This window comes from Bacillus siamensis, assembly GCF_051628075.1.
Taxonomy (GTDB): Bacteria; Bacillota; Bacilli; order Bacillales; family Bacillaceae; genus Bacillus; species Bacillus siamensis.
Map to the genome: position 1 here is coordinate 3,549,792 of NZ_CP155579.1, position 24,932 is coordinate 3,574,723.

The 24,932-nt window shown below is 47.7% G+C and carries 20 protein-coding genes and 1 pseudogene; 6 read left to right on the top strand and 15 right to left on the bottom strand.

Annotated features, from left to right (window positions below):
- Window positions 1–51: 51 nt before the first annotated feature.
- Window positions 52–573, top strand: a complete 522-nt coding sequence (locus tag ABDB98_RS17645; RefSeq protein WP_438420828.1) for a DUF2529 domain-containing protein — start codon at window positions 52–54, stop codon at window positions 571–573.
- Window positions 574–620: 47 nt separating this feature from the next.
- On the opposite strand, the gene pyrG is transcribed toward ABDB98_RS17645, so the two are convergent.
- The 3 genes from pyrG to ABDB98_RS17660 all read right to left on the bottom strand — a co-directional run bounded on the left by pyrG (window position 621) and on the right by ABDB98_RS17660 (window position 5,335).
- Window positions 621–2,228 carry a glutamine hydrolyzing CTP synthase gene (gene pyrG / locus ABDB98_RS17650; protein ID WP_016937615.1) on the bottom strand — a complete coding sequence of 536 codons (1,608 nt, stop codon included), beginning with the start codon at window positions 2,226–2,228 and terminating at the stop codon, window positions 621–623.
- 240 nt (window positions 2,229–2,468) lie between these two features.
- Window positions 2,469–2,999: a DNA-directed RNA polymerase subunit delta gene (gene rpoE, locus ABDB98_RS17655; protein ID WP_438420829.1), complete on the bottom strand. Its 531-nt coding sequence runs from the start codon at window positions 2,997–2,999 to the stop codon at window positions 2,469–2,471.
- A gap of 227 nt (window positions 3,000–3,226) precedes the next feature.
- Complete coding sequence (locus ABDB98_RS17660) at window positions 3,227–5,335, bottom strand: heterodisulfide reductase-related iron-sulfur binding cluster (RefSeq protein ID WP_438420830.1); 2,109 nt, start codon at window positions 5,333–5,335, stop codon at window positions 3,227–3,229.
- A 138-nt stretch (window positions 5,336–5,473) separates the two neighbouring features.
- Here ABDB98_RS17660 and cls (ABDB98_RS17665) point away from each other — a divergent pair, with 138 nt between their 5' ends.
- From cls (ABDB98_RS17665) to ABDB98_RS17675, 3 genes are all read left to right on the top strand, one after another.
- Window positions 5,474–6,673 (top strand): cardiolipin synthase, encoded by a 1,200-nt coding sequence (cls, locus tag ABDB98_RS17665; RefSeq protein ID WP_438420831.1) that lies wholly within the window; start codon window positions 5,474–5,476, stop codon window positions 6,671–6,673.
- 12 nt (window positions 6,674–6,685) lie between these two features.
- Window positions 6,686–7,648, top strand: a complete 963-nt coding sequence (gene uvsE, locus ABDB98_RS17670) for a UV DNA damage repair endonuclease UvsE (protein ID WP_438420832.1) — start codon at window positions 6,686–6,688, stop codon at window positions 7,646–7,648.
- Between the two features lie 68 nt (window positions 7,649–7,716).
- Window positions 7,717–7,989, top strand: coding sequence for a hypothetical protein (locus ABDB98_RS17675; RefSeq protein ID WP_007407620.1), 273 nt, complete (start codon window positions 7,717–7,719; stop codon window positions 7,987–7,989).
- Window positions 7,990–8,046: 57 nt separating this feature from the next.
- Here the strand turns inward: ABDB98_RS17675 and ABDB98_RS17680 are convergent, their stop codons facing one another.
- The 8 genes from ABDB98_RS17680 to ABDB98_RS17715 all read right to left on the bottom strand — a co-directional run bounded on the left by ABDB98_RS17680 (window position 8,047) and on the right by ABDB98_RS17715 (window position 19,264).
- Window positions 8,047–9,771, bottom strand: coding sequence for an ABC transporter ATP-binding protein (locus ABDB98_RS17680; protein ID WP_438420833.1), 1,725 nt, complete (start codon window positions 9,769–9,771; stop codon window positions 8,047–8,049).
- Between the two features lie 80 nt (window positions 9,772–9,851).
- Window positions 9,852–11,354: a cardiolipin synthase gene (gene cls / locus ABDB98_RS17685; protein WP_438420834.1), complete on the bottom strand. Its 1,503-nt coding sequence runs from the start codon at window positions 11,352–11,354 to the stop codon at window positions 9,852–9,854.
- Between the two features lie 95 nt (window positions 11,355–11,449).
- Window positions 11,450–12,079, bottom strand: coding sequence for a YitT family protein (locus ABDB98_RS17690; protein ID WP_438420835.1), 630 nt, complete (start codon window positions 12,077–12,079; stop codon window positions 11,450–11,452).
- Between the two features lie 138 nt (window positions 12,080–12,217).
- Window positions 12,218–12,889 carry a respiratory nitrate reductase subunit gamma gene (gene narI, locus ABDB98_RS17695; protein ID WP_438420836.1) on the bottom strand — a complete coding sequence of 224 codons (672 nt, stop codon included), beginning with the start codon at window positions 12,887–12,889 and terminating at the stop codon, window positions 12,218–12,220.
- Window positions 12,886–13,443, bottom strand: a complete 558-nt coding sequence (gene narJ, locus ABDB98_RS17700; protein ID WP_438420837.1) for a nitrate reductase molybdenum cofactor assembly chaperone — start codon at window positions 13,441–13,443, stop codon at window positions 12,886–12,888. Before narJ ends, narI begins: the two co-directional genes overlap by 4 nt.
- A gap of 25 nt (window positions 13,444–13,468) precedes the next feature.
- Window positions 13,469–14,932, bottom strand: coding sequence for a nitrate reductase subunit beta (gene narH, locus ABDB98_RS17705; RefSeq protein ID WP_438420838.1), 1,464 nt, complete (start codon window positions 14,930–14,932; stop codon window positions 13,469–13,471).
- On the bottom strand, window positions 14,922–18,608 hold the full coding sequence (locus ABDB98_RS17710) for a nitrate reductase subunit alpha (protein WP_438420839.1): 3,687 nt from the start codon (window positions 18,606–18,608) through the stop codon (window positions 14,922–14,924). The genes narH and ABDB98_RS17710 overlap by 11 nt, the downstream gene beginning before the upstream one ends.
- 179 nt (window positions 18,609–18,787) lie before the next feature.
- Window positions 18,788–19,264 (bottom strand): Crp/Fnr family transcriptional regulator, encoded by a 477-nt coding sequence (locus tag ABDB98_RS17715; RefSeq protein ID WP_438420841.1) that lies wholly within the window; start codon window positions 19,262–19,264, stop codon window positions 18,788–18,790.
- A 143-nt stretch (window positions 19,265–19,407) separates the two neighbouring features.
- On the opposite strand from ABDB98_RS17715, the gene ABDB98_RS17720 reads away from it, so the two are divergent.
- A complete protein-coding gene (locus ABDB98_RS17720) occupies window positions 19,408–20,127 on the top strand; it encodes a YwiC-like family protein (protein WP_438420842.1) in 720 nt (239 codons plus the stop codon).
- A 31-nt stretch (window positions 20,128–20,158) separates the two neighbouring features.
- Here ABDB98_RS17720 and fnr read toward each other — a convergent pair whose 3' ends face one another.
- From fnr to ABDB98_RS17740, 4 genes are all read right to left on the bottom strand, one after another.
- On the bottom strand, window positions 20,159–20,875 hold the full coding sequence (gene fnr / locus ABDB98_RS17725) for a fumarate/nitrate reduction transcriptional regulator Fnr (RefSeq protein ID WP_016937599.1): 717 nt from the start codon (window positions 20,873–20,875) through the stop codon (window positions 20,159–20,161).
- 97 nt (window positions 20,876–20,972) lie between these two features.
- Window positions 20,973–22,163, bottom strand: a complete 1,191-nt coding sequence (narK, locus tag ABDB98_RS17730; protein ID WP_438420843.1) for a nitrate transporter NarK — start codon at window positions 22,161–22,163, stop codon at window positions 20,973–20,975.
- A 134-nt stretch (window positions 22,164–22,297) separates the two neighbouring features.
- Window positions 22,298–23,968: an arginine--tRNA ligase gene (argS, locus tag ABDB98_RS17735; RefSeq protein ID WP_438420844.1), complete on the bottom strand. Its 1,671-nt coding sequence runs from the start codon at window positions 23,966–23,968 to the stop codon at window positions 22,298–22,300.
- Window positions 23,965–24,393, bottom strand: coding sequence for a DUF1934 domain-containing protein (locus ABDB98_RS17740; RefSeq protein ID WP_016937596.1), 429 nt, complete (start codon window positions 24,391–24,393; stop codon window positions 23,965–23,967). Before ABDB98_RS17740 ends, argS begins: the two co-directional genes overlap by 4 nt.
- A gap of 153 nt (window positions 24,394–24,546) precedes the next feature.
- On the opposite strand from ABDB98_RS17740, the pseudogene ABDB98_RS17745 reads away from it, so the two are divergent.
- Window positions 24,547–24,932: pseudogene (locus ABDB98_RS17745) on the top strand (bacteriocin biosynthesis protein AlbG); the annotation flags it as partial.

Here is a 24,932-nt window from a genome sequence, read left to right on the forward strand (position 1 = left end):
TTTTCTCTTTTGTTGTATACTGTTCTTGTAAGTGTAAAGGAGGTTTCACTCATGTTAAAGATCTTTACGACGCAGCTTGCAGGCATTTTTTCCCGCATTCAGGATAAGGAATCCGAAGCAATAGAAGACGGCGCGCGGCTGCTGGCTCAGGCTGCCGTCAGCGGCCATTCCATCTATTTATACGGCGCAAATGAGATGCAGGGCATTTTGTGCGAGGCGGAACTCGGCTCTGAACCGATGCCTTCCGTCAAGGCGTTTCCGGATACAGCTGATTCGATTACAGTAAGCGACAGGGTGCTGATGTTCTGTTCAGGCCCGGGTACGGCTGAAGAACAGGCGCTGGCAAAAAAGCTTTATGAAAAAGGGATCGGCCTTGTGTGCGTGTCCCCCGTCATTAAGGATCAAACCGGGATTGAGGCATTTTGTGATGTTCATATTGACAGCAAATTAAAAATGCCGCTTCTGCCCGATGAAGACGGAACAAGATACGGCTTTCCTTCATTAATGACAGGCCTGTATGTCTATCACGCACTGTCCTTTACATTAAAGGAAATGATGCAGGAATATGACTGATGAAGAAAAAAGACTTGCCGCTTTTAACGGAGGCAAGTCTTTTTTTATTACTTCTGTTCGGCAGCTTGTACGGAAGCGCCGATAAAGTCTTTGAATAAAGGCTGAGGTCTTGTCGGTCTTGATTTAAACTCAGGGTGGAATTGGCAAGCGACATACCAAGGATGGTCTTTCAGCTCGATAATTTCCACAAGGCGGCCGTCAGGGCTTGTGCCTGAGAACACAAAACCGTTCTCTTCCATTTGCTGTCTGTATTCATTGTTGAATTCATAACGGTGGCGGTGGCGTTCGTATACCACTTCATCCGCATACGCTTCGAAAGCTTTCGTGTCTTCCTGAAGCTTACAAGGGTACAGTCCGAGACGAAGCGTTCCTCCGAGATCCTCGACATCTTTTTGTTCAGGAAGAAGGTCGATAATCGGGTAAGGTGTGGACGGATCGATCTCCGCAGAGTGAGCCCCTTCCAGACCTAATACGTTTCGCGCATATTCAATGGATGCAATCTGCATACCGAGGCAGATGCCGAAGAACGGAATTTTATTTTCACGCGCGTACTTGGCGGCGATGATTTTCCCTTCCACACCGCGGTCTCCGAAACCGCCGGGCACGATGATTCCGTCTGTGCCGTCAGTCAGCTCTTGAATATTGCTTTCCGTCACTTCTTCGGCGTTAATCCATTTGATCTTCACATCAGCGTCAAACGCATAGCCCGCGTGGCGCAGTGATTCAACGACTGAAATGTAAGCGTCCTGAAGCTCGACGTATTTTCCGACGAGGCTGATTGTAATGGTTTTAGACAAGTTTTTCACTCTTGTGACAAGGTCTTTCCATTCCGTCATATCCGGATCTTTGCACTCTAATTTCATATGATCGCAGACAAGCTTATCGAGTCCCTGCTCCTGAAGGTTTAGCGGGATGGAGTAAAGGTTGTCCGCATCTTCACATTCAATAACCGCTTTCGTGTCAATGTCGCAGAAGAGCGCGATTTTATCTTTCATATCTTGAGAAATCGGCATTTCTGTGCGCACGACGATGATATTAGGCTGAATGCCGAGGCTTCTCAGCTCTTTTACGCTGTGCTGCGTCGGTTTTGTTTTCAGCTCGCCCGCCGCTTTGATGTACGGAACAAGCGTACAGTGAATGTACATCACGTTTTCATGGCCGATGTCGCTTTTCATTTGACGGATGGCTTCAAGGAACGGAAGGGATTCGATATCTCCCACGGTTCCGCCGATCTCAGTAATGACTACATCTGCATTTGTTTCTTTGCCGGCGCGGTAAACGCGGTCTTTCAGTTCATTTGTGATATGCGGAATGACCTGAACCGTTCCCCCGAGGTAGTCGCCGCGGCGTTCTTTCTTCAATACAGCAGAGTAGATTTTACCGGTCGTCACGTTGCTGAATCTGTTCAGATTAATGTCAATGAAACGCTCGTAGTGCCCTAAGTCAAGGTCAGTCTCGGCGCCGTCATCGGTTACGAACACCTCACCGTGCTGGTACGGGCTCATCGTTCCCGGGTCAACGTTGATATAAGGGTCAAATTTTTGGATGGTGACGCTCATGCCTCTGTTTTTCAACAGGCGGCCCAGTGATGCTGCCACAATTCCTTTTCCGAGTGAAGATACAACTCCCCCGGTTACAAAAATATATTTCGTCATTTCGTTTGCTCCTCTCTTCGGTCTGCGCTACATTCTTTAAAATGTGCCGTTTTATAGAAAATCATTTCACTAAAAACAAATGATGTATAAAAGAATTTGGGAGATGAAAATAAGAAAGCTCCCTTTCAATTTCTTGAAAGGGAGCGTAGCACTCTTATGAATTCTCTTCTTTTTGAAGAGCCCAAAATACATACTACATAGTTCGACAATGAAAGTCAAGATCGTTTTGCTGATATGAAATCAGCGTTTTTGATCCTCGTCTTCATCGTCATCTTCTTCCTCATCTTCTTCAATCATATCTTCTTCGATCTCAAGATCGTCGTCATCTTCTTCATCGTCGATATCTTCGTCGTCAAAGCTGTCTGCTTCAAGATCGATATCTTCTTCCAATTCATCGAGATCGATGTCATCTTCATCAACTTCCTCGAATTCGTCAAGATCAAGATCTTCTTCAACGGCTTTTTTCGCTTTTTTCTTTTTCGCTTTTACAGTCGGCTGTGTTTCTTCGTCCAGCTGATCGTACGGATACCAGCTGCGAAGCCCCCAAGTCTGATCTGACAGAGCAATAAAGCGGCCGTCAATGTTGAGGTCGGTATAAAATTGGGCGATGCGGTCACCCAGTTCCTCTTTCGTAGCACCGAGCAAGGAAGTAATTTCATTCAGTAGCTCCTGGAACGGAACCGGTTTTTTATGTTCTGAGAAAATTTCGTGAGCGATTTCAACTAAAGCCATCTGCTTCAGCTGTTCCTGAGAATATTGTTTGATACTCAAGGTCGGACACTCCCTTTCTATTACTTATATGTATCTGTTTCTATCCTATAATAAGAACGATTTTGTATTGTTTTGTTCATAAACCATACCTCTCATTATAAACAAATTAAAACAGAATATGCTACCCTTAACAGTGTAATTTAAGAAATTTTAGAGGCGTCCCTTCATAATTCGGCCGATGTGCGAAAACAAAGCCGCCGGCATATGTGCGGGCGGCCTGCTTCTATCTATAATGACTCTTGTTTTTCCGTACCGAATACAGACATGGCGAGCAATTCACTGACATCATAAGTGGCGATCGCGTCTTCGGCTTCTTTCGCTTTCGTACCGTCACCGAGCATGGTCAGACAGTAAGGGCAGCCGGAGCTGATGACCGTCGGGCTGACAGAAAGCGCCTGTTCAGTCCGGGCCGTGTTGATTCTCACTCCCGTTTCTTCTTCCATCCACATGAGGCCTCCCCCGGCGCCGCAGCACATTCCGTTTTCGCGGCTGCGCTCCATTTCCTTCAATTGAACGCCCGGGATGGCTTTTAAGATCGCTCTCGGCGGCTCATATACTTCATTGTATCTGCCTAAATAGCATGAGTCATGGAAGGTAATCGTTTCATTCACCGGATGAAGCGGTTTTAGTTTCCCCTGCGACACCAGCTCGGCTAATAATTCAGTATGATGATAGACTTCAGCCTGGAATCCGAAATCCGGATATTCATTTTTGAACATATTATAGGCGTGCGGATCAATCGTGACGATTTTTTTGATCCCGTGTTTTTCAAATTCGCCGATGTTGTGTTCCGCCAGCTCTTGGAAAAGAAACTCATTGCCTAAACGGCGCGGCGTATCGCCTGAGTTTTTTTCTTTATTGCCGAGTATCGCAAAGGATACGCCCGCTTCATTGAGCAGTTTTGCAAATGAGACGGCGATCTTTTGGCTTCTGTTGTCATAAGAACCCATTGAACCGACCCAAAACAAATAATCAAACTCTTTCTCTTGTTTTTTCATTTCTTTCACTGTCGGAATCTCTGTATCCGTCTGCTCCCGCCAGTTTTCCCGCTCTTTCCGGTTTAAGCCCCACGGGTTTCCCTGTCTTTCAATGCTTGTCATGGCCCGCTGCGCGTCGCTGTCCATCTTCCCTTCCGTAAGCACAAGATAGCGGCGCAGGTCGATAATTTTATCAACGTGTTCATTCATGACCGGACATTGATCTTCACAGTTGCGGCATGTGGTGCACGCCCAGATTTCCTCTTCCGTAATGACCTCGCCGATTAAGCTCGGGTTGTAGTCAATGGCTGCCGCCGCTTCACGTGATCCTCCCCCTGAGGAAGCCGCGGCGAGCTGATTCGCCTTCGTGTGCTGAAAAACGGGCGCGGGCACCCACGGAGATTTTGATGTCACGGCAGCGCCCTTTTCCGTCAGGTGGTCTCTCAGCTTTAAGATGAGATCCATCGGTGAAAGCATTTTGCCCGTACCGGAAGCAGGACACATATTTGTACAGCGGCCGCATTCGACGCAGGCGTAAAGATCGACAAGCTGGGAGCGGCGGAAGTCTTCAATCTTTCCGACACCGTAACTTTCTTTCGTTTCATCGGTGAAATCAATTTTTACCAGTTTTCCTTTTGAATCCAGCCTGCTGAGGAACACATTGGCCGGACCCGCAATTAAGTGTGCATGCTTTGATTGCGGCACGTACACTAAAAAGCTGAGCAAAAACAACAGGTGAAGCCACCATGAAACATAAAACACGGCGGCTGCGGCCGGTGCTGAAAGACCGCCGAGCACAAACGCAATGGAGGAAGCGATCGGCTCCGTCCAGGACAAAGAATGATCGTGCCATAAAAGGTTCATGGCGTTCCCGAGAAGCACGGTCACCATCAGTCCGCCGATGAATAGCAGGACAAGCCCCGCTTTAAACCCGCGTTTCAGTCTGACGAGTTTTTCAATGTAGCGCCGGTAAAACGCCCAAACCACGGCGATTAAAATAAGAAACGTGACGATTTCCTGAAAAAAGGTAAACGCCGGATAAAGCGGGCCGAACGGCAAATGCCGGTCGGGAAGCAGCCCTTTCAGAATAAAATCAATTGCGCCGAACTGAACGAGTATAAATCCGTAAAAAAACAGAACGTGGATGATTCCGCTTTTTTTATCTTTCAGCAATTTTTTCTGTCCGAACACATTCACCCATATCATTTGCAGACGTTCTTTCAGGCGTTTATCAAATTCTTCCCTTTGACCGAGCTTAATATAAGCGATCCTCGTTCTGATCAGGTAAACGAATAAATAAACGGCGTAAGCGGTTACAGCTAAGAACAGCAGCGCGTTTACCATGAGAAAAGCGTTCATCTTGTCTCCCCCTTTGTTCTGATTCCCCTCTGCATTGTCATATCTTTACTTTATCATAAATAATGAATGAGTGTTCAGTCAATAATTAAATTCGCATTCTCAGGGCACACTACGGATACTTCGGAAAGGAGCGTCGGTATGAAGGTCTTTGTTGTGTTGCTTATCATTTTTATCATTTTAATCGCACTTATGCTGCTTGATATGCTGCTTGGCAGGGCGGCGTACAAAAAACAGGCGTATGAGCCCGTTTTTGACCCGAAAAAGAGTGATATCAGACTCATTCACTGCGGCGGCGAGCTGGTGCAGCAAATGACGGCCGATATCCGCCAAGCCGCCTCTTCTATTCATATGATGTTTTTTATCATGAAGAACGACCAAGTCTGCCATGATATGTTTCATTTATTGAAAGAAAAGGCGCAGGCCGGCGTCTCCGTATATCTGCTGCTTGACTGGGCGGGCAGCCGCCAAGTGAAAAAGCCTTCTATTCAAACGATGAAAAAAGCCGGCGTTCATGTTCATTTTCTGAACAAACCCGGATTTCCGTTTCTTTTTTTCAAGCTGCAAAAACGGAATCACCGGAAAGTAACCGTCATTGACGGCAAAATCGGCTATGTAGGCGGATTCAACATCGCGGAAGAGTATCTCGGCAAAAAAGCGAAGTTCGGAAACTGGGAGGATTATCATCTGCGGATGACCGGCGAAGGCACGGCGGATCTCCAGACTCTTTTTTTAAGCGACCTGAAACGAAACACCGGTAAAACACCCAAGTCACCCGAGGTTTATCCGCCGTTGCCGGAAGGGAATATCTCTCATAGGACATATGCGTCGGACGGTTTTTCGCTTGAATCGCATTATGAAAACTGCATCCTTAAGGCGGAGAAAAAAATCATTATCGGCACGCCTTATTATGTACCGAGCAAAAGACTTCAGGCAGCGCTTATTGCAGCCTGCCGAAAAGGCGTCAAAGTCACCTTGATCGTGCCGATGAAGTCAGACCATCCGCTCGTTCGGGAAACGGCTTTTACCTATTATCCCGAGCTTTTGAAAGCAGGCTGTCTCATCTACCGGTATTATCAAGGCTTTTATCACGTCAAAGCCTTCATTATAGACGACCGCATCAGCATTATCGGTACGCCGAATTTTGATAAACGGAGCCTGTTCTTGAATGAAGAAGTGAATGTCATCATTAATGATGAGGCCTTTACAGAAGAAGTGCTCTCAACCATAAAGCAGGACATCGAAAAATCCGAGCTTCTCACATTAGAAAAAGTGAAACAGCGCTCCGTCAGACAGCTTCCTGCAGAATGGCTGGGAAAAGCCATATCTTATTTTTTATAAAGGAGAAAACATATGCTGTTCAGATTCGGTTTCGTTTCAAACGCCATGTGCCTTTGGGACGCATCCCCCGCCAAAACCTTAACCTATGCGCGCTATACAAAACTTTCACCCGGCGAGCGGAAAGAGGCGCTGCTTTCTGTGACGAAAGCAAATCTGACCAATACGCTGCGCACCCTCCACTATGCGGTCGGACACGGCATCCCTTTGTACAGGTTCTCAAGCTCGATTGTGCCGCTCGCCACGCACCCGGATGTACTGTGGGATTTTGTCACGCCGTTTCGCCAGGAGTTCCGTGAGATCGGCGGGCTGGTCAGAAAATATGATCTCAGAACGAGCTTTCACCCGAACCAATTCACCCTTTTCACAAGCCCGAAACGGGAAATTACCGCTAATGCGGTCAAGGATATGGCCTATCATTATGACATGCTGGACGCCATGGGCATCGCGGACCGCTCCGTCATTAACATTCATATCGGAGGCGCTTATGGCGACAAACAAAGCGCGCTTGACCGTTTCGGCATGAATCTGAAAGAACTCCCCGATGTCATCAAACAGCGGATGACTTTGGAAAACGATGATAAAACGTATACATCTGAAGAAACACTCAGTGTATGTGAACAAGAGGGCATTCCGTTTGTGTTTGATTATCATCATTTTTACACCAATCCGACCGATGACGCTGATTTAGATGACATTCTCCCGCGGATGATGAAAACATGGCAGCGGATCGGCTTAAAGCCGAAGGTCCACCTCTCCTCGCCAAAATCAGAATCAGCCATACGCAGTCATGCGGACTATGTGGATGCGAATTTTATTCTGCCGGTGCTGGAGCGGTTCAGACAATGGGAGACGGACATCGACTTTATGATTGAAGCGAAAGAGAAAGACCGGGCGCTGCTTCGGCTCGTCGAAGAGTTAAGCGCTATCCGCGGAGTCAAACGCCTGGCGGGAGGCGTGCTGAGGTGGAAAGCATAACCAGGTTTATCACCGGTTTATATGGGGAATTTCCGAAATAACAGATCATCAGACGGAGGAGAATACATATGAAAAATATAACATCTTTGAAAATAGCCGCTAAGAAGTTCACTTTACGAAACATGCTTCAGCTTTATCAGCTTTGCCACACGGGAGGCCACGAGCTGTATATCTACTCTAAAAAAACGATGTGCAAAATCAAAGACATCATCGAACTGGAAACGTTCAGAATGGCGCATAAAGAACAAGAATATTTAATTGTAGTGGAAGGAAAGAAAGCGGTGCAGCTCATTGACCGTTTCAAACATATCATCGAACCTGCGCAAAAAGAAGCCCATTAAATACGGACTACATAAAAAAGGATAGACAGGAGGCGCCTCGGCCCCCGTTCGTCTATATTAATGAATCAGTTCGCCGAATTGCGCCTGATGGAGTCTTTGGTACATGCCGCCGGATGCCAGCAGTTCCTTGTGGTGTCCTTGTTCGGCGATGCCTTCTTTCGTGACGACGACGATCCGGTCCGCATCCTTAACCGTAGCCAGCCGATGGGCGATCACAAGTGTCGTGCGTCCTTCTGACAGCTCTTGCAGCGATTTTTGAATGGCGGCTTCTGTCTCTGTATCGAGGGCCGATGTAGCCTCATCCAAAATTAAGATCGGCGGGTTTTTCAAAAACATTCTGGCGATGGAAAGCCGCTGCTTCTGTCCGCCTGACAGCTTCACTCCGCGTTCGCCGATCACCGTGTCTAAACCGGCAGGATACCCGTTTACCAAATCCTCTAAATGCGCCTGGCGGACGGCCTGCCAGATTTCTTCCTCGGACGCGTCCAGCCGGCCGTAAGCAATGTTTTCCCGCAATGTGCCGGAAAACAGAAAGACATCCTGCTGGACGACGCCGATTTGTCCGCGCAGAGATGACAGCGTCATGTCTTTAATATCGATTCCGTCGATGGAAATCGCACCTTCAGACGGTTCATAAAAACGCGGCAGCAGACTTGTCAGCGTTGATTTCCCCGCTCCCGAAGGCCCGACAAATGCGACCGTCTCCCCCGCTTGAATGGACAAATTAATGCCGGACAGCACCTGATTGTTTTCTTCATAGCCGAATGACACATGATCATAGCGGATATTCCCTTTTAAACCGGACACATGTTTCGCATTCGGGGCATCCTTGATGTCAGGCTCCGTTTCAAGGATTTCCATAAAGCTTTTAAAACCGGCAATGCCCCGCGGGTACATCTCAATAATCGCGTTGATTTTATCAATCGGACGGAAGAGAACGTTCGTCAGCAGCACGAAAGCGACGAATTCCCCGTAGGATAATGATCCGCGGATGACAAACCATGTGCCGCACAACAGGACGAACAGCGTGACAAACCTTGTCAGCATGTAACTGATTGAGCCGTTTTTCGCCATGATTTTATATGACGTCAGTTTTGTTTTGCGGAACCGCTGATTGTTCACGTCAAACCGCTGCTGTTCAAACGCTTCATTACTGAAAGCCTGGACAAGGCGGATGCCGCCGATATTGTTTTCGACCCTCGCGCTGAAATCCCCGACGTCTTTGTTCAGTTTTGTAAATGCAGAGGTCATTTTTTTATTGAAATACAGAGCGAGCCAAATGACGACCGGCATGATGATAAACGTCAACAGCGCGAGCTGCCAGTTAATGAACAGCATGACGCCGAACGCGCCCAAAATCGTCATGATGGCGATAAAAAGATCTTCGGGCCCGTGGTGGGCGGTTTCTCCGATATACATCAAATCATTGGTGAGCTTGGACATTAAACTGCCCGTTTTGTTGTTATCGTAAAATTTGAAGGAAAGCTTTTGCAGATGGTCAAAAAGCTTTTTCCGCATATCGGTTTCAATGTTAATGCCGAGCATATGGCCCCAATACGTCACAACATACTGAAGTGCCGAGCTGAGGGCGTAGACCCCGAATAAAGCAGCGGAAGTCAAAATAATCAGACTCCAATCCCGGCCCGGGAGCAATGTATCGATAAAGTAATTGACAATCAGAGGAAAACTCAGCTCCATCAATCCGCCGGCAATGGCAGAAAAGAAGTCGAGAAAAAACAGCTTTTTGTACGGTTTATAGTAAGAAAAAAATTGTCGCAGCACGATTCCGTCCTCCTTGTGCCTCGTTCTTAATGATAATATTTCTCAATTATACTATACACAAGGCGTTTTTAAAGCGCTTTTTATAAAACGCCTGAAAATAACCGCGCAAAGGATTCCTTCGTTCTTTCCCATAATGTGCGCTTATAGAAACGGACGGGGCTGATTTTCTCAGACTCCTTCATATCTTCCAGATAATGCGCTTCAAGATCTTTGATCGCAGCCTGATCTGTAAAAAAGACATTGACTTCAAAGTTCAGCTGAAAACTTCTCATGTCCATATTCGCCGTCCCGACAGAAGCGAGGTTTCCGTCAGTGATGAGCACCTTTTGATGCATAAAGCCTTTTTGATAGGAATAGACTTCGATTCCTTCGCGAAGAAGCTCGGGGAAATACGATCTCGTCGCGTACTGGGTTAAAAACCCGTCATTGGTTTCCGGCACCATAACACGCACCTGGACGCCTCTGGCTGCTGCCTCCTTTAACGCTGTGCGGATCGGCTCATTCGGCACGAAATAAGGCGTCGCAATCCATACAGACGATTCGGCTGCCGCAATCATGGCATAATACAGATCGCTCATCCTCTCCTTCATATCAGGGCCTGTCGGAACGACTTGATAGATGCCGCCGCTTTCCGCAGGGACCGGGCGGCTGTATGCTTTCTGATCAATAAGCACCTCATCCGAAACGTATTCCCAATCAAGCATAAAAATGCTGTGGAGCGTCTGAACAATCTCTCCTTCGACTTTCATATGGGTGTCACGCCAAAAACCGACATTACGGTCTTTGCTGATATATTCCTTGCCGACATTCAGCCCGCCGACAAAACCGGTTTTCCCGTCAACGATCACGATCTTGCGGTGATTTCTGAAGTTGAATTTCTGGTTGAAAAAGCCGTATTTCAGCGGCAGAAACGGGACGATATTCACGCCCGCTTGTTTCAGTTTTTTAATGTCTTTTCCGGCCAGCTTCAAGCTGCCGGCCGCGTCGAACAAAAACCGCACTTCCACGCCTTCACGGGCTTTTTCCATCATAATCTCCATCATCTTGTGCCCGAGCATGTCTGATTTGAACATGTAATACTCAATATGTATAAATGACGTTGCCGCCCGAAGCGCCTCAAACAGCTCAGGGAATGTTTCATCCCCGTTTTTGAGCACCGTCAGCCTGCTTTTTGTATTGATATTCATATGGGCCGCTTTGATTGAATACTGAAAGAAACGTTTTTGATTTCCTTTCAATCCGGACAAGTCAGGAGTTTGCTCCATATCAAATATCGTCCTCAGCTTTTCCCGGTTATATGTCCGTTTCGACCTGAACAGCTTGCCTTTTTCATAAAGCTGGCCGGAAAAAAGGTAAAATAAGTACCCGGCGATCGGAAAAAACACAAGAATGTGAATCCATAACAGCGTGTGCTGCGAGGTGCGGTTTTCTAGGATTAACGAATAAATGCTGAACAAAATAATGCTTGCATAGCAAAGCAATCCGCCGTAAAACTCAAGCCTGGAAACCGGAAAAAACCATATGACATATGCTCCGACAAGCATCATATATAAAAAGCAAAATTCCAGTCTCCTTTTCAGCATCCCGACTCTCCCCCATCTGATCCGATATCTCTTTATACCCTCTGTTTTCCGGCCTGTAAACATATGAAAAAGCCTTTCCGAACGAGCGGAAAGGCTTACGATGAGGCTTCCTGTGATTGACCCGGCGTGAGGTGTTGAAGCAAAGCCGGCCTGAGGGAGCTGCTGTTTTTGATTTTATTTTTAAACATGCCGATGATCAGGCCCGTGACCGCAATCGACACTAAGGAGAAGATTCCTCTCAGCAATCCGACAGAGAAAATGCCGGCCAGCACTACGCCAAAATCGAAGAGGAAATTAACCGCACCCGGATTCCATCCGCAGCGTTTTTGCAGAAATAAAGCGAGGATATTGGCGCCGCCGAGCGATGCCTGATGGTAAAACATGAGCGACAGGCCGAACCCGATCAGCGATCCTCCGCAAATCGCCCCGGCTAGCGGTGAAACAGAGAACGGCGGGAGCCAGTGATCTGCGCCTGTAAACATAGTCAGCACCGTGACTGCCAAAACGGTAGATAGAGTGAATTTGATGCCCATTCTGATGAGGGAAAATACATAAAACGGGATATTAATCAGAAAGAAGATAACGGAAAACGAGGATTGAAACAAATATGACAGGCTTAGTGACAGTCCGGCCGTGCCGCCGGTTAATATATGAGAATGTCTGAGTGTCAGGACGCCGGCGCTTGTCATGAGACAAGCAGCTACAATGAAGAAAACCCGCTTCATTCTTCACTCTCCTTTTGTTCATGTTATTTCACATCAAACATAACAGGAATCCCGGCCGCCCAGCCATTACATTGGCAGAAAATATCTTATGTTTTTATTTTTTTCACCATGAAAATCCCCCTCTTGCAAGGGGGATTTTCATGAGCGTTTCCGATAAACAACATAGCTGCGGGTCAAATACTTGAGCGGCAGGCTGAACACATGAACCAATCTTGTAAACGGCCAGAGGATAAAAACAACATACCCAATGATGATATGAAACTTAAACCATAGCGGAACACTCTCCATCAAAGAAGCATCAGGCCGGAACAAAACGATTTCCCTGAACCACGGCCCGACTGTCGCCCTGTAATCAAAGCCTTTCGAATCAATGTTGAGAAACGTGGCCGCAACACCTGACAGCATCATGAACAGAAGCAGGATGAGCGTAAGGATATCCGATGGCGAGCTGGTTTTGCGGATTCTTTTGTCAAACAGCCTTCTGTACGTCAGGATCACTAGTCCGGTACACGCCGCGATCCCCGCCGGCAGTCCCGCGCCAATCGCTATTTTGTGATACATATGCTCTGAAATGCCGATGGAAGTGTACACGGCTTCCGGGATCAAAATTCCCATGACATGTCCGCCGACAACGCACAGCAGTCCCCAATGAAAAAGTGTGCTGCCAGCCGCGAGTTTTTTCTTTTCTAACAGCTCGCTTGATTTCGCCGTCCAACCAAACTGGTCATGCTGATAGCGGTAAATATGCCCGCCGATAAAAATTGTCAATACAATGTACGGCATAATCCCCCACAGGACCCGCTCGCTCATGCCTGAACAGTCCTTTCTTCAATGCTTTCCCGCACGCCGAGAATGTCCAGCGCGGCCAGCAGGGCATGCAAGAGCCCGGCGTATATGCTGTCATTTTTTTCGAGTCGGGATGCCAGCTCTCTCACATTGGACAGATATTTCTCAAACACGCTTCTCGCCGCTTCAGTCTCCGCAGCCGCCGCAAATTCCAGCATCAGCGGCAGGTAATCAGGCAGTTCTTTCTCTGTCGGCAGGAAACCGGATTGCTGGTAGGTGTTTTTTAAATGCAGCAATTCAATGCCGCGTTCCCTTTGTTCGCCTGAGTTAAAGTAGGTGACGTACATATTCGTTTTTTTCCCGAAATCGAACGTATAGACATAGTGTTCAATCAGCGCTTCCGGAGAAAATCCGGCTGCCGCCTCTAAAAAGTGAAGCAATTTCTCACGGATTTGCTGATTGGTGATGTCATGGATAAGAGACTTCCAATCAGGAAGCTCAGCTCTCCATTCTTCATCAGGATAAGAGAGAAGACAGGAAAGAGCAGAAAACGCAATTTGCCGGTCCATGGTGTTCATCTTGTTCCACCTCATTTATCAAAAGTTAGAAACAAGAGCCTGGGCCGCCTGAAAATGATAAGCCGCAGCTCCCTTGTTCAGCGTATAAATCAGACACTTCTTCCCGATGGCTGCTTGGAATCACAAAGCGGTCATCATATTTGGCGATCGCCAGCAGCCGATACATGTCTTTAATTTGCTTTTCTGTTAGGCCGACACTGGAGACCAATGCCGGGTCGATGGATTTATTCGTCTGGACCGCTCTCATATATTGGCGCATGACAGACATTTTCTTTAACGTGGACCGAATATGATCCGTATCACCAGCCGTTAACAGCTGCGCCAAATAGTCAATCGGAATTCTCATTTGGTCGATAGCCGGGAAAATAGCTTCCGCGGATTGCCCGCTGCCTTTTCCTTCAAAGAGATTCATAATCGGGCTCAGCGGCGGAATGTACCAAACCATCGGCAGTGTGCGGTACTCAGGGTGAAGCGGCAGCGCAATCTTCCAGTCGATGATCATTTTGTAGATCGGCGATTGCTGCGCCGCCTCTATCCATTCAGCCGGGATGCCTTGTTCTTTTGCCTGTTTGGCAATCTCGGGATCATTCGGATCGAGAAAAACGTCTAATTGGGAATGATAGAGATCCTTTTCATTTTCAACAGATGCCGCTTCCTCGACTTTGTCGGCGTCATACAGCATGACACCGAGATAGCGGATTCTGCCGACACACGTCTCCGAGCAGATGGTCGGCAGCCCCGCCTCCAAGCGCGGAAAGCAGAGTGTGCACTTTTCCGCTTTGTTCGTCTGCCAGTTAAAATAGACTTTTTTATAAGGGCAGGATGACACGCAATATCTCCATGAACGGCACGCGTTTTGATCCACAAGCACAATGCCGTCTTCTTCGCGTTTGTACATGGCGCCGGACGGGCAGGATGACACGCACGCCGGATTGATGCAGTGTTCGCAAATACGCGGCAGGTACATCATAAAGACCTCATCGAATTCCGTTTTGATCGATTCCTCCATTTTTTGAACGTTTGGATCTTCAAGCCCTGTAATATGGCTGCCCGCGAGATCATCCTCCCAGTTCGGGCCCCACTCAATATTCATGAAATCCCCCGTCAGGGACGATTTCGGCCGTGCCACAGGCTGGTGTTTTTTCTGCGGACTGTTTGTTAATGTTTCATAATCATAGTTCCAAGGTTCATAGTAATCATCAATTGACGGCTGATTCGGATTATAGAAAAGGCCTGCAAGCCGGCTTGTTTTCGGTCCGGATTTCAGTTCAAGCTTCCCTTTTTTCAATGTCCAGCCGCCTTTATATTTGTCCTGGTCCTCCCATTGCTTCGGGTAGCCGATACCCGGCTTTGTTTCTACGTTATTGAAGTACATATATTCCGCACCGGAACGGTTTGTCCACGTGTTTTTGCAGGTGACGCTGCACGTGTGGCAGCCGATGCATTTATCCAAGTTCATGACCATCCCGATTTGCGCTTTAATCTTCAAGCCAATCGACCTCCTTCAGCTTGCGGATGACGACATTCAGGTCGCGCTGGTTCCCCGTCGGGCCGTAATAATTAAAGCCGTAGCTGAGCTGGGCATAGCCCCCGATCATCTGTGTCGGCTTAACGTGAATCCTTGTCGGGCTGTTATGGGTGCCGCCGCGGTTATTTGTCAGTTTTGTGCCGGGCACGTTGATGTGACGGTCCTGGGCATGGTGCATAAACGCCATTCCTTTAGGAATCCGGTGAGACAAAACCGCTCTCGCCACGACAACGCCGTTTCGGTTAAAGCATTCAATCCAATCGTTGTCTTTGATATCCGTATCCGCTGCGTCATCTTTATTCATCCACACGGTCGGCCCGCCGCGGAACAGCGTCAGCATCGGCAGGGAATCAAAATACATGCTGTGGACGGACCATTTATTATGCGGCGTCAAATAATTAAGGACGATTTCTTTGCCCTCTTGGTCAGGCCGTTTGCTTAGAAACGGGCGATGCTGGAGGATCGGTTTAAATGTCGCCATCGTTTCACCGAATTCCATCATCAGTTCATGATCGACATAATAAGATTGTCTGCCGGTCAGTGTCCGCCACGGAATTAATTTTTCTACGTTTGTCGTAAACGGCGAGTACCTGCGTCCCCCTTTTTCTGAGCCGGTAAAGGCCGGAGAGGTGATGACCGTTTTCGGCTGGGCTGTAATTTGTTCGAACGTAAAGCATTCTTCCTCCCGTTCTTCCGCCAGATCTTTCAGCTCCAGATTGGTGATGTTTTCAAGTGATTCCCATGCTTTCACGGCGACTTTTCCATTGGAGGTGGACGACAGGGTTAAAATCGCTTCCGCCGCCTGCTTCGCTTCACTTATATTCGGACATCCCTTTGCGACGCTGTCCGAGGTGATTTCTCCCAGTCTCTTTTTGAGTGATTCATATTCATCGGCTATCGACCAGCTCATCCCTTTTGTGCCGCTCGGTTTTAAACCGGTGTAAGGTCCGAGCGCGGTCATTTTATGAAAGATGTGCTTGTAATCCCGTTCAACGACTTGGATGTTCGGCATCGTTTTTCCCGGAATGGCTTCACATTCGCCCCTGCTCCAGTCATTGATTTTGCCGAACGGCTGGGCCAGCTCCTGCATCGTGTCGTGGAGGAGCGGCGTCGCAACCACTTCTTTCACCGGCCCCAGCTCGATTTCTTCCGCAAGATCGGAAACGCTTTTTGAAAGTGCTTTGAAAATATCCCAGTCTGATCTCGATTCCCACGGAGCTGAGATGGCCGGAGCAAAAGGATGGATGAACGGGTGCATATCCGTGCTGCTGAGATCGTGTTTTTCATACCATGTCGCCGCCGGCAGCACGATATCGGAATACAGCGCCGTACCCGCCATTCGAAAATCAAGGTTGATTAACAAGTCGAGCTTGCCTTCCGGCGCCTGCTCCCGCCATTTGATTTCTTCAGGGCGGATGCTGTCGCTGTCATCATTCATCAAACCGTTCGTCGTTCCCAGCAAATGCTTGAGAAAATATTCATGCCCTTTTCCTGAGCTTGAGATCAGATTGGCCCGCCATACGAAGAGATTCCTTGGGAAATTGGCTTCATTGTCTGGATCTTCAATCGCGAATTTCAGCTTTTTGTCCTGAAGCTGTGAGGCTACGTACGCACTAACGTCTTCAGGTGTCGCCGCCCCCGCTTTTTCAGCTTTTTTGTACAGGTCAATGCCGTTTTTATCGAAAGTCGGGTAGGACGGCAGCCACCCTAATCGTGCCGCTAGCACATTGTAATCGGCGTGATGCTTGTAGCGGGATGACGAAGCGATCGGTGAAGCCAAGTCACTGATCGGCTGGTCTTCATAACGCCACTGGTCTGTCGCAAAGTAAAAAAATGAGGTGCCGTTTTGCAGCTTAGGCACGCCTTCCCAGTCCTTTGCATTTGCGATCGTCTGCCACCCTTCAGCAGGACGGAGCTTTTCCTGACCGACATAATGAGCCCAGCCTCCGCCGTTTACGCCTTGAGCGCCTACGAGTAAAACAAGATTTAACACCGCGCGGTAGATTGTGTCGGAATTGAACCAGTGGTTAATCCCCGCTCCGACGATAATCATGGATCTGCCGTCAGTATCAATCGCATTTTGAGCAAACTCTCTCGCAATCTGAATGACGGCTTCTCTTTTAATTCCTGTGATCTGTTCCTGCCAGGCAGGTGTAAACGGACGAGGATCATCATAGGATACGGCTGATTGCTGACCGATGCCCCGGTTCACGCCGTAATTGGCCAATATCAAGTCAAACACGGTCGTGACACATACCTCTTCGCCGTTCAGGTCCAGTTTTTTAATAGGAAGATCCCGCTTGAGCACTTCGTTTCCGTCATTTGAAAAATACGGAATGCGCACCGAGCCGATTTCGTCCTCCATTCCAAGCACAGAGAGACGGGGCTCGATCTGTTCCCCGGTGTTTTCATCGATCATGTGCAGGTTCCATTTCTGCAAACCGTCCCAGCGGGAGCCCATTGTTCCTTGCGGTATGGCAAGAGCGCCTGTCTGTTCATTCCAGACTGCAGGCTTCCATTGATCATGCTTTGTCTGCCGCCCGATGTCCTTCGCATGCAGAAACCGCCCCGCTGTGTATACGCCGTTTTCTTTTGACAGGGTGACGAGGAATGGAAAATCCGTGTATTGCTTCGCATACTTGATAAACCGCTCCGTCTCTTGATTCACGTAAAATTCCTGCAAAATGACATGCCCCATAGCCATCGCAAGCGCCCCGTCAGTACCTTGGCGGATACTGAGCCAGTCATCGGCGAACTTTGAGGATTCCGCAAAATCCGGACTGATCGAAATGACCTTAGCGCCTTTATAGCGGGCTTCCGCCAAAAAATGTGCGTCAGGCGTTCTCGTTAACGGAACGTTTGAACCCCATGTGATGATATAGCCGGAATTGTACCAATCACTGCTTTCCGGAACGTCCGTCTGGTCGCCCCAAATTTGCGGGGACGCCGGCGGAAGATCCGCATACCAGTCATAGAAACTGAGCATAGGGCCGCCGATTAACGACATGAATCGCGAACCTGATGCGTGGCTGATCATGGACATCGCCGGAATCGGTGAAAAGCCGACATTCCGGTCAGGCCCGTATTTCATGACTGTATACAGCAGAGAGGCTGAAATCAGCTTCAGCACCTCCGGCCATTCAGCGCGCACAAACCCGCCTTTTCCTCTTGCCTGTTTATAAGACTTCGCTTTTTCAGGATTTTCAACGATTGATTTCCAGGCATCAATCGGATTTTGATGCGCCTGCAGTGCTTCCCGCCACAAATTGATCAGCACACCGCGCACGTACGGATATTTCACACGGAGCGGGCTGTAGATGTACCACGAAAAACTGGCGCCCCGCGGACAGCCTCTCGGTTCGAAATCAGGCATATCCGGGCCTGTTGATGGATAATTCAAGTTTTGTCCTTCCCACGTGACAATTCCGTTTTTCACGTAAATATTCCAGCTGCAAGAACCCGTACAGTTGACGCCGTGGGTGGAGCGAACGACTTTGTCGTACTGCCATCTGTTTCTGTATACATTCTCCCAATCACGATCTTCGCTAGTGGTTTGGCTATGTTTATTTGAATGATGTTCAATAGGAGAAAAATAGTTTAATCTCCTGAACAGCGGACTCATTTTCTTTTTCTTCATGATCATTCACTCCTTCCGAGTCAGGTGATGCTACGTACACTATAAACAGAGAGAGCGTATTTCCTTGTGAACTATGTCACACACTCCGCTTTTTTCACAAAACGTTCACACAAAGGAGCAGGAAAGACGGCGGCGTTCATAGCAGGACGTTTTCTTTCAAAGAAAAAAACCGGCTCTATTTAAGAACCGGGCTCGGCGTTTTCATCGCGTGATGTATGCAGATACCTCAAAAACAACTGATAGGAACAAAAGACATTTTGCTGAAGCATCACCAAAAAATTCATTTGCAGCCGCGGATGGTAAGACATCATCTGCTTAAAAACGGAATATGGAATATGCAGTGCCAGAATGTCCGGTGAGGCATTGACTGAGATAAAAGGCGATAAAGAATGCCCGCCTTTTTCATCAATCGGTAACACATCGCCTTTTTCCCACAGCGCAACGGTTTGCGATCCTTCAGGCAGCCTGCTGTCCTTAAAACGGATACTGCCTTTTAATACAACATAAACGGATTGTGAATGAAGAAAGGATGGAGACTGATCAGATGAGCCGCTGATAAACGTCCCGTTTTTCAGCAAAGTTTCGACAATGGACAGGGGCACTTCGTTAAACATAGGAAGTTGTTTCAGAAATAATAAGTAGTCACACTGATTCATAGGAAAGCCTCCTGTGCTGATGATAGCTTTAGTGTAGCCCGATTGAGCCTGTGCGTCAGTGATGTATTTCACAGCTTGTATGATGAATATCACTTCTCAGGAGGATGCCTGCATTTATAATGACATACAAAAGGAGGATTTCGATGAAGGTGATGATTCCGAATCAGCACGGCGCATGGGCGATGCTGCTGATTCCGTTTTTACTCGGCACAGTCAAGGGAGGCCCGGTTTTCTGGCATATTCCGCTCTTTCTGGGCTGGCTTTTCCTTTACTTAACGGTTTATCCCGTTTCGCTTGCCTTAAAAAAGAAACGGCTCAAACCCTATCAAAAGTGGATATATATTTACGGTTTTCCGGCATGCTGCTTTTTGATCATTTCTATCTATCATAAACCGCAGCTCGTCTGGGTCGGCCTTGCTTTATTGCCGCTGTTTCTTATCCATATGCATTATGCCCGCCGAAAAAACGAACGGGCACTCGTGAATGATATGGCGGGAGTTTTGTTCTTTTGTTCAGGCGGGCTTGCGAGCTGCTGGCTGGGAACGGGGGCTCTTGACGGCTGGGCTTGGTTCATTCTCTCTCAATCTGCTCTATTTTTTATTGGAAGTTCCTTTTATGTGAAGTCGGTCATCCGGGAGAAAAAAAACAGAGGATTTGCATACTGGTCATGGGGTTATCACCTGTTGCTCCCCTTTTTATCCGCTCTTCTCGGAGCAGGCTGGGCATTTCTCGCTTTTATCCCCAGCAGTTTGCGGGCGTGGTTTTTTCACGGGAGAAATTGGCCCGCGAAAACGATCGGTATTTTGGAAATCGTGAATGCCGGCTTCTTTTTCGCCGTCATGTGTATATGTATCACAAATTGAAAAAACAAGGACACCGGCTGTCCTTGTTTTTTCAGTCAATATTGCAAATCTCCAGCGGACAGTTTTCACACTCGATTTCACATCGTAAATAGTCCCGCTTGTGCAAAATAATTTTTCCGGTTTCGTCTATCGAAATAACCCCTTGTTTGCGCAGATCTCCCAGCATGCGGTTGACACTTTCCCGTGCCGCCGCGCAAAACTTTGCCAAATCCTGATTTGTCAGCACAATGTTAATCAGAATCCCGTCGCTTCGTTCCACCCCGTAGCTGTTTGACAGACGGATAAGGGTGGAATAGAGCGCCCCTTTTTTGCCGTGAAGAAGCAGATCCCTGATCTTAGACTGGATTTTTCGCAGATGGGTGCTCATCCATTTCATAAATTCAAACGTCAAATTACCGTTTTGAATCAATTCCTTTTCCAGCTTGTTTTTATTAATGACGAGCACCTCCCCGTCCTCTAACACTTTTGCACTGAGCATATACCTCGGCTCTTCTGTGAACAGTGTCAGTTCCCCGACAATATCGTGTTTCTGGCAGATTCTAAGTGTCAGGTCTTTTCCGTCAGACGTCAGCTTGCCGATTTCAATGAGCCCTGATTGAATCAGATAAAGCTCTTCTGCATCCATTCCTTCTTGAAACAAATAGGTGTGTTTTTTCATTTTCTTTTTCGTGCTGATTGATTCCAGCAATTCATGCAGTTCACGGGAAAGAAGTTCTTTATCAGATTTTCGGACAGAGAGAATATTCATGAGCTCACCTCGAAGAAAGTCACGTTGCGTATGTATATTGTAACGTGACTTGATTTGCACTCACCCAGAAAAAACTAACAATCTTGTGAATGGATCATTATGAATTGAGGCTCTGACTGTTTCTCTCCGTATGTGTTTTCATTCTTTCCTGCCAATACAGCCAGATCACAAGGACAAAGCTGGCTAACGCAACCTCTGAAAGCGCCATAAACCCGATCGCGTATTGGCCCGTTGCCTGAAATACACTTGCCAGAATCAGCGGAGGGAAAAAACCGCCCAGCCCGCCCATAGCAGACACAATACCATTTGCAATACCCGCCTGCTTCGAAAAATAGAAAGGCACCAGTTTAAAAACAGTCCCGTTTCCAATCCCTGAGCAGACTGCCACCGTCAGTGATCCGAACGCATAGAGGCCGATCGCCGGCGAGAAAGACAGCATAACGCCTGACAGCGTAAGCCCTGCGAAAACGAACATCAAAATGCGGAGCGGGTTCATTTTATCGGCAAGAAATCCTCCCGCGGGCCTGAGCAGTGTAGAGACCGCAATAAAGCCGGCCGTCCGCAGACCTGCATCCGCGGGGCTCAGCCTGAAGTGCTCAACCAAAAAGTTCGGCAGATAGATGGTAAAGGCGACAAAGGCGCCAAACGTAATAAAATAAAACATGCTCAAAAACCACAGTACATGATTTCGGTAAACGGCTTTGATTTGGGTTTTTACGGAAACTTTGACCTTCTTCTCATGCCGGTCGCCGAACAAAACATGCAGTAATGCGAAAACAGCCAGCAAAACGAGATACATCTGCACGGTTGCTTTCCATCCCGCGGCCTGAGCGATAACCGGCGCCGCAAAAGTGGTAATGGCGGTTCCAATGTTTCCGGCACCGTAAATCCCATTGACGGCACCGTGCTTTTCTTTCGGATAATATTTCGGAAGCGACGTCACTCCGATTGAGAATACCGCTCCTCCGATCCCTAAGAAAAAGCCGCCCGCGATTAAATCAAACAAAGAATCCGCGATACTGATCCAAAACACGGGAAACAAAAGCAGGATGAAGCTGATCATAAACATCAGCCGCGCCCCGTACCTGTTCGTTAAATACCCTAAAGGAATGCGGAGAAGCGATCCGAGAATAACGGGAATCGCCGTCACCAATGAAATCTCGCCTTTGGTTAAATGAATATCTGATGTCATTTGGGAAATGAGCGATGAAATCAGCACCCACACCATAAACCCTGCCACTAAGCTTAATGACTGCAACGATAATTGAATATGTTGACGATTGATCATTCGGCTTGCCCCTTTCACTGATTCAATATCAGTCTTATCATACAAAAACTCGGTGTGCGGGATTGTGAAGTACATCACACGTTTTATATACAAAAAAAGGACAAAGCCCGAAGACTTTGTCCTTTCATGAATGGTTACATTTTTTCCGGAGCCGATACCCCGATCAGCTGAAGCGCGTTGTTCAGCGTAATTTGCGTCGCTTTCATTAAAGCGAGGCGCGCGCGGCTCTTCTCTTCATTTTCCGGATCGATGACTTTCTCCGCATTGTAGAAACTGTGCAGAGCGGAAGCCAGATCATAAATATAGTTTGTGACACGGTGCGGGATTCGTTTTTCCGCCGCTTCTGCCACTGCCTCAGGGAAGCCGCCGATTGTTTTCAGCAAGTCATATTCTTTTTCTGATTGAATATGGCTGAAATCAAGATCCGCCGCTGGTTTAAGTCCTTGCTCCTCCCCTTGGCGAAGCATGCTGCAAATACGGGCATGTGCATATTGCGCGTAATACACAGGGTTTTCGTTAGATGTCGATACGGCAAGGTCCAAGTCAAAATCCATATGCGTATCAGCGCTGCGCATCGCAAAGAAATAACGGACCGCGTCAAGACCGACCTCTTCAATCAGATCACGCATCGTGACGGCTTTCCCCGTACGTTTGCTCATCTTCATTTTTTCGCCGTCTTTATATAAATGAACGAGCTGAATGATTTCAACTTCCAATGTGCCTTTTTTGTAACCGAGCGCTTCAATTGCCGCTTTCATACGCGGAATATAGCCGTGGTGATCCGCGCCCCATACATTGATGAGCTTGTCGAATCCGCGGTCAAGTTTGTCTTTATGGTATGCGATATCCGGCAGCAGATAAGTGTATGAGCCGTCTTTTTTGATCAGCACGCGGTCTTTGTCGTCGCCGAACGTTGTGGAACGGAACCATGTCGCGCCGTCCTCTTCGTATACATGGCCCTTTTCGCGAAGCGCCTCGAGCGCCTGATCAATTTTTCCGTTTTCATATAGTGACGTTTCAGAATACCATACGTCAAACGGCACGCGGAAATTCTCCAGGTCGGAGCGGAGTTTATCAAGCTCGTACTTTAAGCCGTATTCACGGAAAAATGCCCGGCGTTCGCTCTCCTCTTCATGTACGAAGCGGTCGCCGAAATCTTCGGCAAGCTTTTTCCCGATAGCGATAATATCTTCACCGCGGTAGCCGTCTTCCGGCATCGGTTTTTCGAGACCGAGCGCTTCAAAATAACGGACTTCAACGGAAAGCGCCAGATTGTTAATCTGGTTGCCCGCATCATTTATATAGTATTCGCGGCTCACATCATAGCCCGCTTTAGAAAGCACGCTGCACAGCGCGTCACCTACCGCCGCGCCGCGTGCATGGCCTAAGTGAAGATCTCCCGTCGGGTTGGCGGACACGAATTCAACCTGAATCTTTTCGCCCTGTCCGACGTTTGTCTCACCGTAATGTTCACCCGCTTCAAGCACGGACGGAATCAGTTTTGTTAAGTAGCTGTTGTTCATGTAAAAGTTGATAAAGCCCGGTCCCGCAATATCCATCTTTTCAATGGAAGCCTTGCCTTTATCAAATGACGCCACGATCTCCTCGGCGATTTGGCGCGGCGCTTTTTTTGCGATTCTCGCCAGCTGCATCGCCATGTTTGTCGAATAGTCACCATGTGTTTTGTCTTTCGGTGTTTCTAACAGTACGCTCGGAATCTGGCTTTCTTCCGCCAGGCCCGCTTTCAGAACGGCCGCTTTGATTTCTTCCTTCAGCACGTCCTTCATTTGTTCCGCAATGTTCATGCGTGAGTTCCTCCCTCATACGTGATCGTCATATTATGTAAATGCTGCTGCTCGTCTCCGACATGCATGTCATATGCGATGCTGATTCGGCCTTTTTCTTCACCGAGATCAGATTGAATCGATTTTGTGCTTGTTTCCAGCTCAAGCTCACCAAATGACATTTTATATTTCGCAATTGTGGAAGCTCCCGTTATGAAACGCTGATTCATTTTAACAGCGCCTGACCTCATGATCAGGACTTCGCCTTCGCTCACCTTCACAATCGTTTTTACTTTGCCTAGGTCGTGTTCTTCATAATAAGATAGATACACTTTTTGTTGTTTTACATAGTAAAATCCGGTAGTACGGAATTCGATGACTTCCTCATTTCCGTCATCCTCGATCACAGACTTCACATGGAGTGTTATCGGTGTCTCTTGCTTCATTTTGACACGTCCTTTTCATCATTCCACTTTGACTTGAATAGTATAATCATTCAGCTTGTAAACTTCAACTGCTTCTATCTTACCATCATTGCTCATTAGATTTGAAGATAAACCTCATAAAAAGCGGTTCCTTATAAGAAGAGAAAATCATATCACTATGTCACCCAATCCGCGTGAAAAACATGACAGCAGCTTTTCAGAAACTCACACAGTCTCATCAAAGCTGCTGCGACTTCCGGCAAAATAGATTGTGCAGCAGCTATGCCAACGATGTCAAAGCGCTGCGTGTTTGAAATCGTCAAGGCCGTTCCTTTCCGCTTTCACACGCCCCTTGCCGTATTAATGGGACTCGCGGTGTTACTGATTTTGTATTTTATGCCGACGTACTTGCGGGAGCGCTGACAGGAGCCGGGGTCTAGCGGATGCTCAGATTCACCATAAGTGAACTGCTGTTTTTGATCATTCTGGCTGCCATCCAGCAGATCGGCTCATTTATTTATAAACGATTGTCTTATCGCAGCTCTGCTTCTCTCAACCTG

Coding starts and splice junctions, on each gene's coding strand:
- pyrG (WP_016937615.1), bottom strand. CDS start 2,228: ATGACGAAATATATTTTTGTAACCGGGGGAGTTGTATCTTCACTCGGA.
- fnr (WP_016937599.1), bottom strand. CDS start 20,875: ATGAATATTCTCTCTGTCCGAAAATCTGATAAAGAACTTCTTTCCCGT.
- ABDB98_RS17645 (WP_438420828.1), top strand. CDS start 52: ATGTTAAAGATCTTTACGACGCAGCTTGCAGGCATTTTTTCCCGCATT.
- ABDB98_RS17690 (WP_438420835.1), bottom strand. CDS start 12,079: ATGAAGCGGGTTTTCTTCATTGTAGCTGCTTGTCTCATGACAAGCGCC.
- uvsE (WP_438420832.1), top strand. CDS start 6,686: ATGCTGTTCAGATTCGGTTTCGTTTCAAACGCCATGTGCCTTTGGGAC.
- ABDB98_RS17675 (WP_007407620.1), top strand. CDS start 7,717: ATGAAAAATATAACATCTTTGAAAATAGCCGCTAAGAAGTTCACTTTA.
- ABDB98_RS17660 (WP_438420830.1), bottom strand. CDS start 5,335: ATGAACGCTTTTCTCATGGTAAACGCGCTGCTGTTCTTAGCTGTAACC.
- cls (WP_438420834.1), bottom strand. CDS start 11,354: ATGCTGAAAAGGAGACTGGAATTTTGCTTTTTATATATGATGCTTGTC.
- narK (WP_438420843.1), bottom strand. CDS start 22,163: ATGATCAATCGTCAACATATTCAATTATCGTTGCAGTCATTAAGCTTA.
- narI (WP_438420836.1), bottom strand. CDS start 12,889: ATGAGCGAGCGGGTCCTGTGGGGGATTATGCCGTACATTGTATTGACA.
- argS (WP_438420844.1), bottom strand. CDS start 23,968: ATGAACATTGCGGAACAAATGAAGGACGTGCTGAAGGAAGAAATCAAA.
- ABDB98_RS17715 (WP_438420841.1), bottom strand. CDS start 19,264: ATGAATCAGTGTGACTACTTATTATTTCTGAAACAACTTCCTATGTTT.
- ABDB98_RS17720 (WP_438420842.1), top strand. CDS start 19,408: ATGAAGGTGATGATTCCGAATCAGCACGGCGCATGGGCGATGCTGCTG.
- ABDB98_RS17710 (WP_438420839.1), bottom strand. CDS start 18,608: ATGAAGAAAAAGAAAATGAGTCCGCTGTTCAGGAGATTAAACTATTTT.
- ABDB98_RS17740 (WP_016937596.1), bottom strand. CDS start 24,393: ATGAAGCAAGAGACACCGATAACACTCCATGTGAAGTCTGTGATCGAG.
- narJ (WP_438420837.1), bottom strand. CDS start 13,443: ATGAACACCATGGACCGGCAAATTGCGTTTTCTGCTCTTTCCTGTCTT.
- cls (WP_438420831.1), top strand. CDS start 5,474: ATGAAGGTCTTTGTTGTGTTGCTTATCATTTTTATCATTTTAATCGCA.